The following is a 17557-nucleotide window of genomic DNA, read 5'->3' on the forward strand; positions in this document are numbered from 1 at the left end:
ATCCCCGCCCTTCTCCGTCATCCCCGCGCAGGCGGGGATCTTGTTTAGCATCGGCGCGTTGTTTGAGTAGATCCCGGGTCAAGCCCGGGATGACAGAATGGTAAGACATCCCCGCCCTTCTCCGTCATCCCCGCGCAGGCGGGGATCTTGTTTAGCATCGGTGCGTTGTTTGAGTAGATCCCGGGTCAAGCCCGGGATGACGGTAAGGGAAGTCATCCCCGCCCTTCTCCGTCATCCCCGCGCAGGCGGGGATCTTGTTTGCACATCCCGGCCTGTTTGAGTAGATCCCGGGGTGACAGGCAATCAAAAAACCTTACTTTTAGGGGTGTTATTTGCCGAACATATCTATACAATTGATTAAAACTACAAATAACAATCGAGTTAGCAATAATGAAATGGCCAAATCTTAAGCATTTGCATTACCTGGTAACCTTACATCAGGAACAGCATTTCCACCGTGCAGCCCAACGTTGTAACGTTAGCCAGTCAACCCTGAGTACGGCAATTCAAAACCTGGAAGAGCATTTTGGTAGCCAGTTGTTAGAACGTGAACACAAAACCTTTGTGTTTACGTCGTTAGGGCTCGACGTAGTTGAACGATCGAAAGTGATCCTTCAGGAAGCCGGTGAACTGGTTGAATACGCACAAAACGCTGGTAACTGGCAACGCGGCAAGCTTAAACTGGGAGTAATTCCCACCATTGCACCGTTCCTGTTTGAAGCCATGTTGGGCGCATTTCGCACATTCTTACCCGACATTCAGTTAGAGTTACAAGAAGACACCACGGCCAATCTGCTTCAGCAACTTACCGACGGCAGCCTGGATTTACTGGTGCTGGCACTGCCAATGGAAACACCGGGATGCAAGCAAATGGTGCTGGGTCACGATCCGTTTCATTTAATTGCTCATAAGGATTTGGCAAACGAATTACCGTCACCAATGGATATTTCGGTGTTGCCGAAGAAGAGTATCTTTCTGCTTCAGCAAGAACACTGCATGACCGGTCACGCGGTAAGTGCCTGTAACCTGCAACATACCGATCAAATCAGTTCGCTGGCAGCCAGCTCGTTGTATACCCTGGTGCAATTAGCCAATAGCAAGTTAGGTTATACCTTTATCCCTGAACTGGCGCTCAATCAGGATTTACTGCGAAATACACAGCTCACGTCTTTCCCAGCGGAAGAAAAAGCGTTCCGGGAAATTGGCTTGGTATGGCGCAGCGGCACCACCCGAATGCGATTGTTCCGCCGGGTAGGCGAGATCATTTCGCCGTTGCTGCCGGTACCCACCTTAAAATAATTTTAAAACCGGGCAAACTTTTTTGCCCGGCCCCCCGACTATACCCACAACAACATAAAACTTTGGGGATATCCGGTGTTTGAAAAGCGCGACGAACAACTAATAGAACAGGCCTTAAGCGGGCACAAAAAGGCCTGGTTCGCGCTTATAAAACGCTATGAGTCTGCTATTTATCAATATGGTGTTCGCATGACGGGCAACCCGCATGACGCCGCAGACTTGATGCAGGATATTTTTATTGCGGTATTTCGCAGCCTGGCCAATTACCGTGGCGAAGGCAGTTTTAAAGCCTGGCTGTTCAGAATTGCGCATTTCAGATGCATTGAATTTTACCGTAGAAAACGGCCCGACTCCCCGTTGGATGAAGACGACGAACTCAGTTGCGAGCGCCCTTGCCCGGAACATCACTTAATAACTAACAGCACCAGTGCGGCCCTTACCGCTGCAATGCAGCGTTTGCCTCTGGCACAGCGTGCCATTATTGAATTGAAATTTTTTGGACAGTTTACCTTCGACGAAATAGCCGAACAGCTTGGACTTTCCAGCAACACGGTTAAGTCGCGCTTATACAGCGCATTGTCGAAGTTAAAACTGGATTTGGAGGTAGAACATGGCTAATTACGAGTCTGAATACTTATTCGGCCAATGGCTGGAAAACGCCTTAACTAACGATGAGCGCGCCGCCTTTGAAGCCTTATGCATTAGCGATAGTACTTTTGCTGCGCAGGTAGAAGCTGCCACGCAACTCAATGTTGCGGCCGAACAATTTACCCCACCGCCTATGCCTGCCTGGGATATGAACGCCACATTTATTGCTCCCGACAAACCAAAATGGTGGCAGTGGCAAGGCTTGCCAGTGATGTCTATGGCAATGTCGGCACTGGCCATTGTAATGGTAGTAAGCGGATTCTCTGTGCAGGTGAGCAACGGCAAATTAACCATGGGCTTCCAGCAAGGCCCCAGTGAAGACGAAGTGGCCGCGTTGGTAAATCAGAAGATCAACGACTACCAGCAAGCTAACCAAACTATGTTTACCCAGTACGTTGCGGCCCTGCAGAAGCAGCAACAGGAGAACAGTACTCAACTTACGCAGTATCTGCTTACGTCAAGCCGACAGGAGCGTCGTGAAGACTTTGCAGAACTCATTAAGTTTATTAACCAACAGCGCGATGACGATCAGCGCTACTACGCACGCCAGCTTACCCAGCTACAGCGTGAAATTAATTCACTGGATGATGGCTACCCTGCCCTCACCGAGTAATCACATAACAGGTGGAATGATTATGAAAGCACTCGCAATTGCATCGCTATTTGGCGCAACCCTGGCTTCCAGTGCCGTTGCACAAAACCTTACCGAGCTGGACAAACAGCTGAACATTATGTCGGGCGTTATTGATACCGCGCTAAAACAGGATACCCGCAAAGATGGCGTACGCTACCGCAGTATTGAGGCTACTTATCTGGCGAAACAAGGGGTTATTTTTACCATTAATACCGGTGGCCGGAGCATGATGTTCGATTTTGACTTTGGTGACTTAATGAGTGTGCTGCCTACTGCACCAGAAGCACCAGAATCGCATACCGTTACCGTAGTGACCGATGGCATGCATATTGAGACTGACGGCGATTATGAGTTTGTATTTGAACAGGATTGGGAAGATACCGCAGACCGGGTGGTGCGCCAGGTTGAACGCATAGTGCGTAAAACAGACGAGAAACTGCGGGAATTTCGCAGCGATCGCCGCGAAATTGAATGGGAACTTCGCGAGCTCGAACGCCGCAACCGCGACCTCGAATTTGAACTGCGCGGCGCGGATGCAGAGCGCAAACGTCAAATAGAAAGCGAAATGAAGGAAATTAAATCCACCATAGACGGCTTACAGACTCGGGAAAAAGAACTGCAGGACTACGCCAAAGAACTGGCCGAAGAGAAAAAAGCCGAGTTGGAAAAGCAGCGTGAAATGCAGCAGCAAGCCTACAAAACCTTTTTGGCTAACTTTGAGGGCAGCGTAGGTGACACCCTGTGTAGCTTTGGCGCTGGTTTACGTGAACTACCCGACGATGAGCACATTAGCTTTATTCTGAAAAACTTTGGCAAAGGTGACGATGGAAAAGCGCAAGACAGAGTGTACATATTCAGTAAGAAGTCGGTGAAAAGCTGTGTAACCGAACGTATTAAGCCCAGCGAGTTATTGTCGAAAGCGGAAGTGTACGCGTTTTAAGAGATTAAGGCGCATAGTATCAACCCTCTCACTCAGCCCGGTATTGTATAATGCAAGCCGGGCTTTTTAATGTGAATTTCCACAACAGCTCCTACCAGTAAAAGCATAAACAGCCCAAAAAGCCCTATTCAACACGCTATATTTGAAGATTTTCCGTATTTATATAAAATATTTAAAACATAAAAATCAAAACGTTACATTGAAAATCCAATAAAAAAACACAAAATTATACTTACTATGTCAGATTTATACTTGATCACATTACTGTAATATTGTAGCTTTAAATCGTGAAAAACCGATTAACATACTTAAAGGGGGGCTTACCATGCTAAAGGCATTCACAAAATTTTTTAAACGCAAGCACCCGTACGCAGTAGCTGCATACATTGGTCGCAAAAATGCGCAACGTATACTCGACTGCAAAATCGAGAAGAAATCTAAGCTTCTTTCACACCACTAATTTCCGAAGCCACAAGCTAAAGACAGTTGGCGTGTTGGTGTAGATCAATCCAAGCGTTGAACAAACAAATCCGATGCCCTGTGACATCGGATTTTTTTTGTCCGTTTGAATAACCCGCGAGGATGCCCCCTCGCCTTGGGTGACCCAACTTCCGCGTCCCCCCGGGCTCGATCCGGGGTCTACTCAAACAGCGTACCTTTGCCAAACAAGATCCCCGCCTTCGCGGGGATGACAGGAATTGGAAGCAGGGATGGCAGGAGTTGGAAGCAGGGATGACAGGAGTTAGAAGCGGGGATGACAGGAGTTGGAAGCGGGGATAACGGAATAGCGGCTGATGAGGAATAAGTGTGGATGAAAGAATGGAGCTTGGTTCTTACGCATCGTCTGTTAACGGTTAATCAACGGATACAAATCATACCAGCCCGGATTTTGTTGTGTTATCAGCCTTTCCTTCCAGCTGCGCCGCCAGTGTTTAAGTTGTTTTTCGCGTGTTATAGCGGCATACATGTCTTCATGCATCTCGAAATAAACAAGATCTTTCACCTTGTATTTGGTGCAGAAACCCACAGCCATTGACATTTTGTGTTGATAAATGCGCTGTATCAAATTACTTGTAACGCCAACATACAGCACAGTTCGTGTTTCGTTAGAAAGAATATATACAGCAGGGAGACGCTCCGACATGCTTGCCACAAGTTCATAAATAAAACTTAATTTGAACCGGTAGAATGATGTTTAGCTACTGATCATCAGCACTGATTTGCCCAGGTTTTATTGCCAATATTGAGCAATGTAACTCGCCAGCCAGTTCTTCCGCTATACTACCGGCTAGCCAGCCGGGAATGCCGGGTTGGGTAATGGAGCCCACTACCACAACGTCGGCATCCAGCTGCAATGCAGTTGTTGCTATGCCTGCTACAGGTTGGCCATATACCAAATGTGTTTGAATATCCAGACACTCATTATTTCTTTGGAGCGACGCCTGTAGTTCAATCACCAGTGAAGCCATTGCCTGATCGCGTTCCTGACGAATAAGTTCGTTCATGGTAGCCAATTCGTCCTGCGGCATGGAAAGCAGACCTTCGCTGATGTATTGCTCAGGTATAGATTCGTACACATGCACCAGATGCAGAACCCCCTTACTAAGTAATGCTAACGCCGACGCTTGCTGGACAATAGATTTGTTCAACCCCTTACGTACTGCTGCGTGCTCATTTCCGTAGTGGTAATTTAAGTCAACTGCAGCAATAACCACATTGTGGTGTGGTGGAGAAGATGCAGGTAGTAACCAAACCGGACTTGCACAGTGTCGCAATAGGTGCAGTGCGTCAGCGCCAAATAGGCGCCCGCTGACACCGGATTTAGCTTGAGCAATCACAAGGTCCACGCTTAAAGTTGAAACCGTCTCCAGTACATCCTGACTCACATCTCCCACTGTCACTTCACAATGAACAGGCCACCCGGTATCCAAATTATCAACGTGATTGCAAAGCCAACGTTCCGCATCGCAAATTAATGACTCCTGAGACTCAATGTAAGCAAACGATGCCATTACTAACCGGGCATTGGGTGGCAATGCAGGTAAAGCCAACTGAATAGTGAGGTTAGCCTGATGTAACTTCGACAGTGCCACAGCTTTGGTGATTAGCGCATCCTGACCAGATGTACTGGTAAGCACGCACAGAATTTGATTGTACTGAGGGCGCACGGCATCACTCTTTGCATATTCAGTATGATTTTGATATTGACGTTAGTTTGTGACAGTTTGAAGACATAAAACTGCGTATTTAATTACCTGATAGACGGAAATAACGTTTCCTTCCGTTGCCCCGGGCTCGATCCAGAGTCTTCTTTAACAGCGTGCCTTTGCCAAATAAGATCCCCGCCTTCGCGGGGATGACGGGTGTTGGAAGCGGGGATGACGGGGAGTGTGCGGGGATGACGGGAGTTGGAAGCCGGGATGACATTCCTTTCCCGTCGCCCCGGGCTCGACCCGGGGTCTACTCAAACAGCTTGCCTTTGCCAAATAAGATCCCCGCCTTCGCGGGGATGACGAAGTAAAGGTGGGATAACGAAGTAAAAGTGGGATAACGAAGTAAAGGTGGGATGACGAAGTAAAGGTGGGGTGACGAAGAAAAGGTGAGATGACTTACAACGGTAATGACGAATAAGGATCAGGATAGCGTATTCGGCAATCGCGATGGCGTATAGGGAGCGGCTACGAGGTGTAAAGCCTATACGCCGAAAATCAGTTTAAGTGCGTAGAAGCACATAATTGACAGGATCGCGCCGGCGGGTAAAGTTACCACCCATGAAATCACAATATTACGTATCACACCTAAATTAAGTGCGGATACACCACGAGCCAAGCCCACACCCAATACTGCACCCACCAATGTTTGTGTGGTTGATATAGGTAATCCCGTGCCGGATGCAATTACTACTGTACAGGCGGCAGCCATTTCAGCTGCAAAGCCACGGCTTGGGGTGAGATGTGTTATGCCTTCGCCAATAGTGGCAATGACGCGATGACCAAACAGGGCCAAACCTGCAACAATGCCCAATCCGCCTAATGGCAAAATCCAAGGTGCAAGTTCGCTATTAGAGCCAATTTCACCGCCGCTGGAAACCACACTTACTACCGCAGCCAATGGGCCGATAGCATTGGCCACATCATTTGAACCGTGTGCAAACGCCATGCAGCATGCAGTAACCACCATTAAAATGGCGAATACTTTTTCTACGTTTGCGCGTTGTAAATCAGCGTCGTTAGAATGACTATAAACCTGACGATTGATTAACCATTTACCCACAAAGGCAATAACGATTGCAATGACTACCGATAATACATAACCGGCCGTAGCTGATAAGCCTAAACCGACGTGGGACAAGCCTTTTGTAATCGTTACCAGCGACATCACAAACCCGGCAAATGCCATGTAAAACGGGACGTATTTACGGGCATAGTGGAAGGGTTTGTCGGTTTCAAAAATCAGTTTGTGGGCACTCATGAAGATCAAGTAGGCAATCACACCGGAGATAGCCGGGGTAATAATCCAGCTACCGACAATACCGCCCACTTTACTCCATTCAACGGCTTCAACACTTACGCCAACAGCGGTAAAACCAATAATGGCACCAACGATGGAGTGAGTTGTAGACACCGGCCAGCCCAGGTACGACGCAACCCCAAGCCACAACCCTGCGGCAAACAGTGAGGAGATCATGCCCAGAACCAAATATTCTGGAATATCAACGAAATAGGCGGTATCTATAATGCCTTTACGAATAGTTGCGGTTACTTCGCCACCAGCAAGGTAGGCACCCGCAAACTCAAAAATCATGGCAATAATAATTGCCTGTTTAATGGTGAGGGCTTTTGAACCAACAGACGTACCCATGGCATTGGCTACGTCGTTTGCACCAATACCCCAGGCCATAACAAATCCCACCACGGCGGCGAGGATGATAAGAATCATGCCATAACTTTGAAGGAAATCCACTGACATTAGCTCCTGGTCTGTTTAGCAGTCTTTCAGCCGTTGTGCGATGATAGACATGTTTACTGCTGACGGGCATTCTGTCGCGTTTACACTTACTGCCAGCGTTTTGAATTTATGCATTGTTCTTCGTTCGTTTTTTATACTGAAGCTTCAATATTGCGGCGCATTCTAACTTAATCCGCTGACAAGCCATAGACCAATTTCGACGATCTGCTATAAATAATCGTGTTTATCATCCTGATCGCTGATATTTACATCAAATATTTCACTTTAATTACAGATTTAAGGCAGCTCTAGCCGCTAGAGCTGCTAGTTGTTTAGGTTAGATCATCTATTTTTTGTTGCAAACTTTCCAGTTTAGTATGCCTTACATCTTTACCACTGGTGAGTGAGACAACGTATTCGCAAATATTTTTGCACCGGTCACCAATCCGCTCAAGCGAACGCAATGCCCACAGAATTTCCAGCCAGTCTTCCATTGACTGCCCTGAACGCGACATTTCACCGGTTGTAAAAGTGAGCAACTTTTTATATTCGCTGTCGATACGGTTGTCCTGATCGTACACAATAAGGGCAGCTCGCTCATCCTGCCGGGCAAAAGCATCAAACGTACCTCGCATCATGGCCGTTACCTGCTGACCAATTTGCAACATACTGCTTTTAATCGACTCCGATGCAGGGATCTTTTGTTTGGTTACCAGTTTGGCTATGCGCTCTATTTCATCCCCCATCCGCTCAATGTCTGTAATGGCTTTTGAAATGGTCATGATTAATCGCAAGTCACTGGCCGTGGGATGCCGCTTTGCAATGATCCTCAAACATTCCTCGTCGATTTGCATCTCCATGGAATTCACTTTCAAATCGTTAAGGATCACTTTTTCCGCCAGCCCAGGATTATTGGTACTAATAGCTTTGAGCGTATCAATTAACTGCTGTTCTACTTCGCCGCCCATAGTGAGCACGGAGTTTCGCAGGTTTTCCAGTTCAAGGTTAAAGCGGTCAGATATATGGGTATTTAGTGCAACCTGATGCATGCTGTTGCCTCCCCCTAGCCGTAACGGCCGGTAATGTAATCTTCGGTTTGTTTTTTGTCGGGCATAGTGAACAACGTATCGCTATCGCTGAATTCGATTAACTCGCCCTGATGCAGAAACGCGGTGTAATCGGAAACCCGGGCCGCTTGCTGCATGTTGTGTGTAACGATAACAATGGTACAGCGCTTCTTGAGTTCGCCCATTAACTCTTCAATAAACAGGGTAGTTAATGGATCTAACGCAGAGGTTGGTTCATCCAGTAACAAAATAGCGGGGTTTAAAGCAAGCGCGCGAGCTATCACCAGGCGCTGCTGCTGACCACCCGATAAAATCATGGCCGAGTCAAACAGCCGGTCTTTTACTTCTTCCCACAGCGCTGCCTCGTGCAAGGCTCGTTCTACCGCATCGTCGAGCTGGCGACGCTGCTTAATGCCTTGTAACCGCAATCCGTAACACACATTGTCATATATGCTCATTGGAAAGGGATTTGGACGTTGAAATACCATGCCCACCTGAGAGCGCAGCAAAGACAGGTTTTCTTTCTTGTGATTAATATTGCGCCCTTCAATGATGATTTCGCCGCTGGTTTGGCTATTTAAAATTAAATCATTCATGCGGTTAAAGCAGGCTATCAACGACGACTTTCCACAACCACTCTGGCCAATCAGCGCCGTAATGCGGTGTTTTGGGATCCGCATGTTAATGTTATGCAACACATGCTTTTGACCCAATCGCAGATTCAGATCGCGAACTTCGATGGCCGTTTGTTCCGGTGACAGCCCTTCCAGGTTGAGTCGTTCCCGTTCGAACAGTTTCAGCATGAGCGTCAGTAACCTCGCAAATATCGTTGACGTAGCCGCTTACGTAGGATCACAGCCAGAATATTTAATACAAAAACCACCAGTAATAACAATAAGCAACTGGCAAACATCATAGACGCGCTTCGCATGTCTGTTTGGCTGTGGAATGCGCCGTCGTATATTAACACACCCAAATGCATAAACTGGCGATCCAGGTGCAGATAGGGGAATTCGCCATCAAACGGAAGATTGGGCGCAAATTTTACAGCGCCAACCAGCATTAGCGGTGCAACTTCACCAGCGGCCCGCGCGATGGCAAGGATCACACCGGTCATAATACCGGGACTAGCGATCGGCAGTATGGTGTGCCAAATGGTTTCCAGTTTGGTAGCACCTAATGCATAGCTACCTGCTTTTAATCGCTGGGGTACGCGCCTTAGCCCCTCTTCGGTAGCTACAATTACCACAGGCAATGTAAGTATTGCCATGGTTAATGCCGCCCAGAATACGCCGGGAGTTCCCATTGTAGGGGCAGGTAAACGATCACCGAAGAACAGTTCGTCAATTTGGCCACCCACGAAGTATACAAAGAAGCCGAGTCCGAATACGCCATACACAATTGACGGCACTCCCGCCATGTTGCTAACACAGATGCGAATGACTGCCGTCATCGTATTGTCGGGAGCATACTCGGTAAGATAAATCGCCGCCATTACACCGAAAGGCGTCACCAGAATAGTCATAATAAATATCATCAGCACGGTACCAAACAAGGCTGGGAATACCCCGCCTGCGGTATTTGCTTGTTTGGGTGAGTCCGTTAAGAACGTCCAAATGGCGTTGGCTGCGACACCCGCTTTGCCCCACGGACTTAGCTGTCCGGTATAATTGAGCTGGTCCAGATCGTTAAGGAGAATTGAAAATCCCTCACCGCTGGCAAACTGAATATGCAATCGAAACTCGGCAAGCTGGGATTCCAATTCCAGTACCCGGTTTTGCCATACGCTGAACTCGCGGGAAAGCCGTTCTCTGGCCGGTGCATCATCGGCTACTGCCCGTATATCCAATTCGGCCAAACGGCGGTGGATTGGCGCAAGATGAAGCGTGCGGATTTGGTCGATGTCGAACTGTAACGCGTTAACCTGCTGACGCGCCTGTTCCAGCGCTGCCAAGGATTGCGCCGGCTTACCAGGTAAATCCAGGCTTATCGGCTGTGCAAAAATCCGGGTGCCGTCTTTCAGCACAATATCAGCCGCTTCTTTTGCAACCGCCAGATTCTGAATAGCGGGCGTTTCCAGAATAAGCTGATTACCAAACGGATAAGCGGCATTTGAATATCGGATCAGCCACAGGTGTTGAGTTGCGGCACTATATTGACTGGCGACCTGCCCTGCCCCTACCTGAGCATACACTTTGTGCGCGCTACCCGCCGCATCCGTATAAGTAAGGTTGTGCACTGGGCGAGGCCAAAAATAATCACTACCACGCAAGGCAATTAACCCTAATACACACACTAAAGCAACCAGTAACAAACTGGCACAAAACGCGCCCAAACTAATTACAAATGACTGCTGCTGACGATTAGACAGAAAACGTCTGAATGACCACTTACCCATAACTGGCATTCCTGCGCAATCGTTGACGTAATAACTCGGCCAGCGTATTTACCAAAAACGTGAAAGTAAATAATACACATGCGGTTAAGAACAGTACCTTGTAATGCATACTGTCTAATTCGGCTTCGGGCAATTCAATAGCGAGGTTAGCCGTAAGTGCGCGCAAACCAGCAAACAAATCCCAATCGGCAATCGGCGTATTTCCCGTTACCATTAACACAATCATGGTTTCGCCAAAAGCGCGCCCAAATCCGAGCATAATAGCCGCCATTATTCCCGGAAAGGCCACCCTCAACACCACTCTGCGCAGGGTTTGTAAACGGGTTGCCCCCAACGCATAAGAGGCCTGGCGTAAACTTGTTGGCACGCCACTAATGGCATCCTCTGCCAAAGAATAAATACTGGGCGAAATAGCAAAGCCCAGGGCTATCGCTACCAAAATGGTGGTTTTACCTACCGGCACGCCGGTGGTATCGGTAATAAAGTCAAAGTCGTTGACTTCCAGTATGTAAAACAGCAACTGTGGTGCCCATTCAATGCTGATATAACCCAGACCCAGTATGCCAAGTACAGGCAGCACCAGTTCAGCCGTATTGCGCACGCGGGCAGGCAGATTGCGCGCAACTTTGTGCTGAATTAAGGCAATCAACAACAAACTAAATGGCACCGTAAATAAAAACACGGCGAACGAAAATAAAAAGCGCTCAGCCAACGGTGCCAGCCAGATTGCAGCAATGAATCCAATCAAAACGGAAGGAATGGCCTCCAGCATTTCGATTGCAGGTTTCATATTATCGCGCACTCTTGGACGGGCAAAATACGCAGTATACACCGCCGCCCCCAAGGCAAGCGGAATAGCAATAAGCAACGCCAGGCCCGACGCTTTGATACTGCCCATTAACAATGGCACCAGGTTCATTTTTGTTTCCTGGTAATCACTGGCACTGGTGGTTTGCCACAATTGGTCTGGCTGTCGATAACCTTCGTAAAGTTGCGGCGATAAGAGACTATCTATTGTGCTGAGCCCAGCCAAATGGTTGATGTGTAACTTAAGCAAGGTGCTATCAGAATACACATATACCCGATCGTCAAACCAACTCAAGCCGGTTGGCTGAAACGGCAATGCGCGTCGTTCTACAATTTCGCCGGTCACCTGATTAATCAGCAATAACTGTTGCTGATTAGTAATCATGGCTAATCCGTTTACACTGGCATGTGGGTTAATTGCAACGGGTTGCTCATTGGGCTTTAAAGCCAGTTTATACGCAAGCTGATATCGCAATACCCCTTTATCGTTATATACCGTTAGCCTGCTCATCGCGCTGTTGGGATGTGAAACAAGCAGTGAACGCCCTTTTACAAAGGTAAACGCCTGTACTACCGGGTCGGGTAACACAATGCGGTCAATCAGCACGTGCTTTTCGTTGTAAAAAAGCAGGATATTGTCTCGAATTTGCATTATCTGATTGCTATCGGGAAGTAACACGATGGGCAGTAAATCGGTTAGGGTATGCCGAATAATTCTGGCAGGGTCCTGCCGGTTAACCCACTGAATAAACTGAGACTTCTCCGTATTAACAACCAAAATAAGCCACTTTTCGCCTACTTCCAGTGACCAGTTTATTTTAGCCGCCCAAACGGCTTCTGGTATTGCAAATGACAGTTCACTGGCCAGCGGACTACCTACCATGGCAACTTCGTGTGAAGCAGCAAATGTTGGAACAGGAAATAACCGTACCTGCCCGGTAGCCGAGATATCAATCGCGTAGGGAGTCCCCTGAACCAAATGCGTCGTCAGTGAATGAGAACAAGGGCGTCGAATGGATTGACCGGCGGTAAGTTCGTTATCCACCAGCGTAGTCAGTGTCAGGCGACAACCAGGGCCTTGCAAAATGGCAGCTTGTCCGCTGTCGATGTCCCCTGCATATAAAAAGCGGCCCGTCGGTAACACCGGTAATTCCGTTTGGATCTCGGCATCCGGAGAAAAAGCAAAATCAGCCGCCTGAGAAAAGAAATGCCAGATCAGTATTACCATGGTTAGCAGCACCATTGCGCCAAACCCACTGATAATCACTCGCGCTGTGATGTCACGGCGACGACGTTTTTTCAGTACAGTTTCCTGCTTAGCTGCTACATTCATTATTCGGAGTCATGATTTGGCTTAAATTGCACTGCTCAGCAGTGTAAGTTGTGATATTTTAAGATCAAGAGAAACTTATAAATACCTGTCAGGGTCAGTTTTTTCGACCTCACAGTACAACTCACAGGAGTGAATGTATGAAGCCTGTCATCATCACTGTTATTGGTAAAGACCGTCCTGGTCTGGTTGATGCCGTTGCTAAAAAGGTCTACCAGCATGGGGGAAACTGGCAAGCCAGCAGCTTTGCCCACATGGCCGGGCAGTTTGCCGGGTTTGTGGAAGTGCTGGTACCTGCCGAACAACACCACGCATTAATTGAGGCCCTCAACAAACTCGACGGTTTACAGGTCCACTCCCAGTCGGTAACAGAAACCACCGCACATCCCGATGAAATGCTTCGAATAGAGGTAATGGGCAACGACCGTACCGGCATTGTTCAGGAAATTACCAATGTGCTTAATGGCTTTAACCTGAACATACTGCACTTTGCATCAACCTGTGAAAGTGCACCCAACTGGGGTAGCCAGATGTTTAAAGCACAACTGCGCGTGGGCGTGTCAGCCGATTTAGACCGCGATGATTTGCAGGAAGCACTGGAAGCGGTTGCCAACGATTTGGTAGTGGATATAACCACAACCTTATCCTGAACCGCATAGCGCGGTTAGAAAATATTTTTAACGCCGTCAACAGGTTGTAATACTCAACTGCTATGTTAACGCGTTTTGATTGCTGAATAACTGATGTAATTATGGAATCGACTGACCTTTATTACCCAAAAGAACTGAGCTGGTTGTCTTTCAACGAACGAGTGTTGCAGGAAGCCGCCGACAGAAATAACCCCGCCGTGGAACGCATTCGCTTTCTGGGTATTTACTCCAATAACCTGGATGAATTCTTCCGCGTGAGAGTGTCTGATGTAAAACGCCAGATCATCATTGCCCAAAACGACGGTAATGATTTGGAAGCCCAGCATCAACGCAGACTGTTAGAGCAAATTCAGCAAAAAGTAGTGGCGCTGTCGAAAAAATTCGACACCATACACAAAGAAGTTGTAAAGGCGCTGGCGCGCTACAGCATTATTATTCTGCAAAAGAACGAACTCACTGACTATCAGCGTGAATGGGTGCGCAATTACTTTATCAACAAAGTATTACGCCATATTGCCCCTATTTTGATTGATAAGAAAACCGACTTGCTTAGGCGCTTAAACGGCAACACCGTTTATTTGTATGTGGCACTGCGCCGTGAAGGCCGCAGCCCGCGATTTGCCGTAGTGCAAGTACCTACATCCGAGGTATCGCGATTTTTCCTGATCCCGCCGCAGCGCAGTAGAAAGAGTAAACACATCATATTGCTCGACGATATGATCCAGCTGTCGATGGAGGAAATTTTCCGCGGTTTTGTTAAATTCGATACTCTGGAGTCGTACTCATTTAAAATGACCCGCGACGCTGAATACTTTATTAACGACGAAATCGACGAAAGTTATGTAGAGAAAATGTCGGAAAGTATGAAGCAGCGATTAATTGCCGAGCCGGTTCGGGTGATCCATGATCAGGACATGCCTGCCGACATGATTGAAGATCTGCAGCGCCGCCTGAAGATAACCAAGCTGGATACACTGCATTCTGCTGGTCATTACCGCAACTTCAAAGACTTTATTGGTTTTCCAAACGTGGGGCGAGAGTATCTTGAACACCCGCCGTTACCTGCCATTGATACCAAGGACTTTTCGGCATACAACACAGTGTTCGATGCAATCAGTGCCCATGACATACTGCTGTATTATCCGTATCACCGCTTTTTGCACTTTACTGAATTTGTGCGCCAGGCGGCATTCGACCCCAGTGTTAAATCAATTCGTATTAATATTTACCGGGTGGCGAGCCACTCGCGGATCATTAGCTCACTGATTGACGCTGTGGACAACGGCAAAAAAGTAACGGTAATTGTAGAGCTACGCGCCCGTTTCGACGAAGAAGCCAACATTGAGTGGTCGAAGCGCATGACCGATGCCGGTATTCGCGTAATTCTGGGCGTACCTTCACTTAAAATTCACTCCAAACTGTGTATTGTGTCGCGTGAAGAGCGCGGCAAGTTAATGCACTACGCGCATTTTGGTACCGGTAACTTTAACGAGAAAACGGCCAAAATTTATACCGACTTTAGTTTGTTTACCAAGAATCAGGAAATGGCTGAGGAAGGTAACTCTGTATTTGATTTAATTTCAAACCCGTATCGTCGCTATAAGTTCCAGCATTTACAAATTTCACCGTTAAACGCCCGAACCAAAGTACAGTCGCTGATCCGTCAAGAAATTCAATACATGAAAGAGGGTCACAAGGCTGGGATCACCTTTAAAATTAATAACCTGGTTGATAACGAACTGATTGACGATTTGTATCGCGCCAGTCAGGCAGGCGTAAAAATCCGCGGTATTGTGCGCGGTATGTGTAGCCTGCGTACCGGTATAAAAGGGTTGAGCGAAAACATTAAAATTATTTCTGTAGTAGACCGTTTTCTGGAACACCCGCGCGTAATGATTTTTAACGGAGGTGGCAACCGCAAAGTTTATATTTCGTCTGCCGACTGGATGATGCGGAACATGGACAACCGTATTGAAGTGGGTGCACCAGTGTACGACGAAGCTCTGCAACAACGCATTGTGGATATTATGGAAATTCAGTTTCGCGATACCATGAAAGCCAGGGAAATCGACAAGGATCAAACGAACCAGTACGTTAAACGAGGCAACCGCAGAAAAATGCGTTCTCAGGAAGAGATTTACAATTACCTTAAACAGCTGGAAGAGAAAAAATGAGTCCGGATCCATCGTCCTTTTCTGGTGTAGAAAGCCGCGAAGTTACCAAAGTTGCAGCACTGGACATTGGTTCTAACAGCTTTCACCTGGTGGTAGCTCGCATTGTGGCAGGTTCAGTACAAATTCTTCACCGGGTAAAACAACGCGTCCGCTTAGCGGAAGGACTGGACGACAATAATCTATTGGGTGGTGAAGCAAAACAGCGCGGACTGGACACACTCAAAGTGATTGCAGATTCGCTAAAAGGCTTCGAGCCTGATTCGGTGAGAATTGTCGCTACCCATACGCTTCGACGGGCAGTAAATGCAAAGGAATTTATTGAAGAAGCCCTGCAAATTCTGCCCTATCCCATCGAGGTTATATCGGGTACCGAGGAGGCGCGGTTAATTTATTCAGGTGTGGCGCATACCAATCACGACACGGGCAAGCGTTTAGTGGTGGATATAGGTGGTGGCTCTACCGAGTTTATAATAGGTGAAGGATTAAACCCGTTGTTGTTGCGAAGCCTGCAAATGGGTTGTGTAAGCTATACTCAGCGCTTTTTTGCCAATGGTGAATTAAAAACCAAAGCGTTTGAAAAGGCGATCACCGCAGCAGAACAGGAAATGGAACCCATTGAAGAGCGTTACCGACGCTTGGGCTGGCAACGCTGTATCGGCACTTCCGGTACCATCAAAGCCATTTGTGCGCTGGTACAAAAAGAACAAAAAGAAGTATACGATAAACCTATTACGTTGAAAGACTTAAAGACGCTGATGAAGCAATTCATCGAAGCTGGCCATATCGATCAACTTAACTTTCCTGAAATGACCGATGACAGACGCCCGGTTATGCCCGCCGGATTATGTGTGTTGATTGGCCTTTTTAAAGCACTGAAGATTGAATCACTGGAGTATTCTCCCGCGGCGCTGCGTGAAGGCGTGTTATACCAGATGGAGGATGAGCTGCATAACAGTGACATCCGTAGCCGCACTGCCAGCAGCCTGGCAACGCGTTATGACGTGGACACAGCGCAGGCACATTTGGTGCTCAATACAACCATTACGTTATTTAATCACTGCCAGAAAGCATGGAAACTGAGTCATCCGGACTACCGTGCCATACTAGGTTGGGCAGCATTACTGCACGAGGTAGGCATTCAGATAAACACCCGTGGCGTACAACGTCACTCCGCCTATATCCTGCAAAATGTGGATATGCCAGGATTTAATCAGGCACAGCAGGAACTATTGGCAACGCTTGTACGCTTTCATCGCAAGAAAATCCGCGTAGCAGACATACCCAACTTCACACAATACGGAAAAGAAGACGTATACCGTCTGATCGTGTTGTTGCGTTTGGGCGTGTTGTTGAATATTAAGCGCCAGGAAGACTTTCTGCCTGATTTTGCAGTTGACGTTGAGAAGTGCAGATTATCGCTGACCTTCCCACCTGAATGGCTGCCATCAAAACCTATAATGACAGCAGATTTGGAACGAGAAAAAGGCTATCAGTCGGCTGTCGGTATTGAGCTGACTGTTTCCTGAGATCCCGGATAAGCGCTTCGCACTTTCCGGGACGAAGGATGGGGATAAGCGCTTCGCGCTTTCCGGGACGAAGGATGGGGACAAGTGCTTCGCACTTTCCGGGACGACGGATGGGGACAAGCGCTTCGCACTTTCC

General features: G+C 47.7%; 14 protein-coding genes. 7 read left to right on the top strand and 7 right to left on the bottom strand.

Going from position 1 to position 17557, the window contains the following annotated elements; all coding sequences use genetic code 11:
• The first annotated feature begins 390 nt into the window (after positions 1-390).
• From ACLR2L_RS11570 to ACLR2L_RS11585, 4 genes are all read left to right on the top strand, one after another.
• The gene (locus ACLR2L_RS11570) at positions 391-1299 is read left to right on the top strand and encodes a hydrogen peroxide-inducible genes activator (protein ID WP_140961923.1); all 909 of its coding nucleotides are present in this window, start codon (positions 391-393) and stop codon (positions 1297-1299) included.
• A gap of 75 nt (positions 1300-1374) precedes the next feature.
• Complete coding sequence (locus tag ACLR2L_RS11575) at positions 1375-1917, top strand: RNA polymerase sigma factor (protein WP_413368390.1); 543 nt, start codon at positions 1375-1377, stop codon at positions 1915-1917.
• Positions 1910-2560, top strand: coding sequence for a hypothetical protein (locus ACLR2L_RS11580; RefSeq protein WP_140961919.1), 651 nt, complete (start codon positions 1910-1912; stop codon positions 2558-2560). Before ACLR2L_RS11575 ends, ACLR2L_RS11580 begins: the two co-directional genes overlap by 8 nt.
• A gap of 22 nt (positions 2561-2582) precedes the next feature.
• Positions 2583-3521, top strand: a complete 939-nt coding sequence (locus ACLR2L_RS11585) for a hypothetical protein (RefSeq protein ID WP_413368391.1) — start codon at positions 2583-2585, stop codon at positions 3519-3521.
• A gap of 847 nt (positions 3522-4368) precedes the next feature.
• Here ACLR2L_RS11585 and ACLR2L_RS11590 read toward each other — a convergent pair.
• From ACLR2L_RS11590 to ACLR2L_RS11620, 7 genes are all read right to left on the bottom strand, one after another.
• A complete protein-coding gene (locus ACLR2L_RS11590) occupies positions 4369-4665 on the bottom strand; it encodes a GIY-YIG nuclease family protein (RefSeq protein ID WP_413368397.1) in 297 nt (98 codons plus the stop codon).
• Positions 4666-4720: 55 nt separating this feature from the next.
• The gene (locus ACLR2L_RS11595) at positions 4721-5689 is read right to left on the bottom strand and encodes a universal stress protein (protein WP_413368392.1); all 969 of its coding nucleotides are present in this window, start codon (positions 5687-5689) and stop codon (positions 4721-4723) included.
• A 526-nt stretch (positions 5690-6215) separates the two neighbouring features.
• Positions 6216-7484, bottom strand: coding sequence for an inorganic phosphate transporter (locus ACLR2L_RS11600; RefSeq protein WP_413368398.1), 1269 nt, complete (start codon positions 7482-7484; stop codon positions 6216-6218).
• A 317-nt stretch (positions 7485-7801) separates the two neighbouring features.
• On the bottom strand, positions 7802-8518 hold the full coding sequence (phoU, locus tag ACLR2L_RS11605; RefSeq protein WP_140961903.1) for a phosphate signaling complex protein PhoU: 717 nt from the start codon (positions 8516-8518) through the stop codon (positions 7802-7804).
• 14 nt (positions 8519-8532) lie between these two features.
• Positions 8533-9339 (bottom strand): phosphate ABC transporter ATP-binding protein PstB, encoded by an 807-nt coding sequence (gene pstB, locus ACLR2L_RS11610; protein WP_140961905.1) that lies wholly within the window; start codon positions 9337-9339, stop codon positions 8533-8535.
• 5 nt (positions 9340-9344) lie between these two features.
• Positions 9345-10934 carry a phosphate ABC transporter permease PstA gene (pstA, locus tag ACLR2L_RS11615; protein WP_370298082.1) on the bottom strand — a complete coding sequence of 530 codons (1590 nt, stop codon included), beginning with the start codon at positions 10932-10934 and terminating at the stop codon, positions 9345-9347.
• On the bottom strand, positions 10927-13074 hold the full coding sequence (locus ACLR2L_RS11620) for an ABC transporter permease subunit (protein WP_413368393.1): 2148 nt from the start codon (positions 13072-13074) through the stop codon (positions 10927-10929). Before ACLR2L_RS11620 ends, pstA begins: the two co-directional genes overlap by 8 nt.
• A 137-nt stretch (positions 13075-13211) precedes the next feature.
• Between ACLR2L_RS11620 and ACLR2L_RS11625 the strand changes: the two genes are divergently transcribed.
• From ACLR2L_RS11625 to ppx, 3 genes are all read left to right on the top strand, one after another.
• The gene (locus tag ACLR2L_RS11625; RefSeq protein ID WP_413368394.1) at positions 13212-13721 is read left to right on the top strand and encodes a glycine cleavage system protein R; all 510 of its coding nucleotides are present in this window, start codon (positions 13212-13214) and stop codon (positions 13719-13721) included.
• A 101-nt stretch (positions 13722-13822) separates the two neighbouring features.
• Complete coding sequence (gene ppk1, locus ACLR2L_RS11630) at positions 13823-15895, top strand: polyphosphate kinase 1 (RefSeq protein ID WP_413368395.1); 2073 nt, start codon at positions 13823-13825, stop codon at positions 15893-15895.
• Positions 15892-17421, top strand: coding sequence for an exopolyphosphatase (gene ppx / locus ACLR2L_RS11635; protein WP_413368396.1), 1530 nt, complete (start codon positions 15892-15894; stop codon positions 17419-17421). The genes ppk1 and ppx overlap by 4 nt, the downstream gene beginning before the upstream one ends.
• The last annotated feature ends 136 nt before the right edge of the window (positions 17422-17557 follow it).

Source organism: Alteromonas sp. AMM-1 (assembly GCF_047290655.1).
Lineage (GTDB): Bacteria > Pseudomonadota > Gammaproteobacteria > Enterobacterales > Alteromonadaceae > Alteromonas > Alteromonas mangrovi.

Bases quoted from the DNA above. Each gene is read 5' to 3' on its own strand.
- ACLR2L_RS11590 (WP_413368397.1), bottom strand. From the start codon at position 4,665: ATGTCGGAGCGTCTCCCTGCTGTATATATTCTTTCTAACGAAACACGA.
- ACLR2L_RS11580 (WP_140961919.1), top strand. From the start codon at position 1,910: ATGGCTAATTACGAGTCTGAATACTTATTCGGCCAATGGCTGGAAAAC.
- ACLR2L_RS11585 (WP_413368391.1), top strand. From the start codon at position 2,583: ATGAAAGCACTCGCAATTGCATCGCTATTTGGCGCAACCCTGGCTTCC.
- ACLR2L_RS11620 (WP_413368393.1), bottom strand. From the start codon at position 13,074: ATGAATGTAGCAGCTAAGCAGGAAACTGTACTGAAAAAACGTCGTCGC.
- pstA (WP_370298082.1), bottom strand. From the start codon at position 10,934: ATGGGTAAGTGGTCATTCAGACGTTTTCTGTCTAATCGTCAGCAGCAG.
- phoU (WP_140961903.1), bottom strand. From the start codon at position 8,518: ATGCATCAGGTTGCACTAAATACCCATATATCTGACCGCTTTAACCTT.
- ACLR2L_RS11625 (WP_413368394.1), top strand. From the start codon at position 13,212: ATGAAGCCTGTCATCATCACTGTTATTGGTAAAGACCGTCCTGGTCTG.
- ACLR2L_RS11570 (WP_140961923.1), top strand. From the start codon at position 391: ATGAAATGGCCAAATCTTAAGCATTTGCATTACCTGGTAACCTTACAT.
- pstB (WP_140961905.1), bottom strand. From the start codon at position 9,339: ATGCTGAAACTGTTCGAACGGGAACGACTCAACCTGGAAGGGCTGTCA.
- ppx (WP_413368396.1), top strand. From the start codon at position 15,892: ATGAGTCCGGATCCATCGTCCTTTTCTGGTGTAGAAAGCCGCGAAGTT.
- ppk1 (WP_413368395.1), top strand. From the start codon at position 13,823: ATGGAATCGACTGACCTTTATTACCCAAAAGAACTGAGCTGGTTGTCT.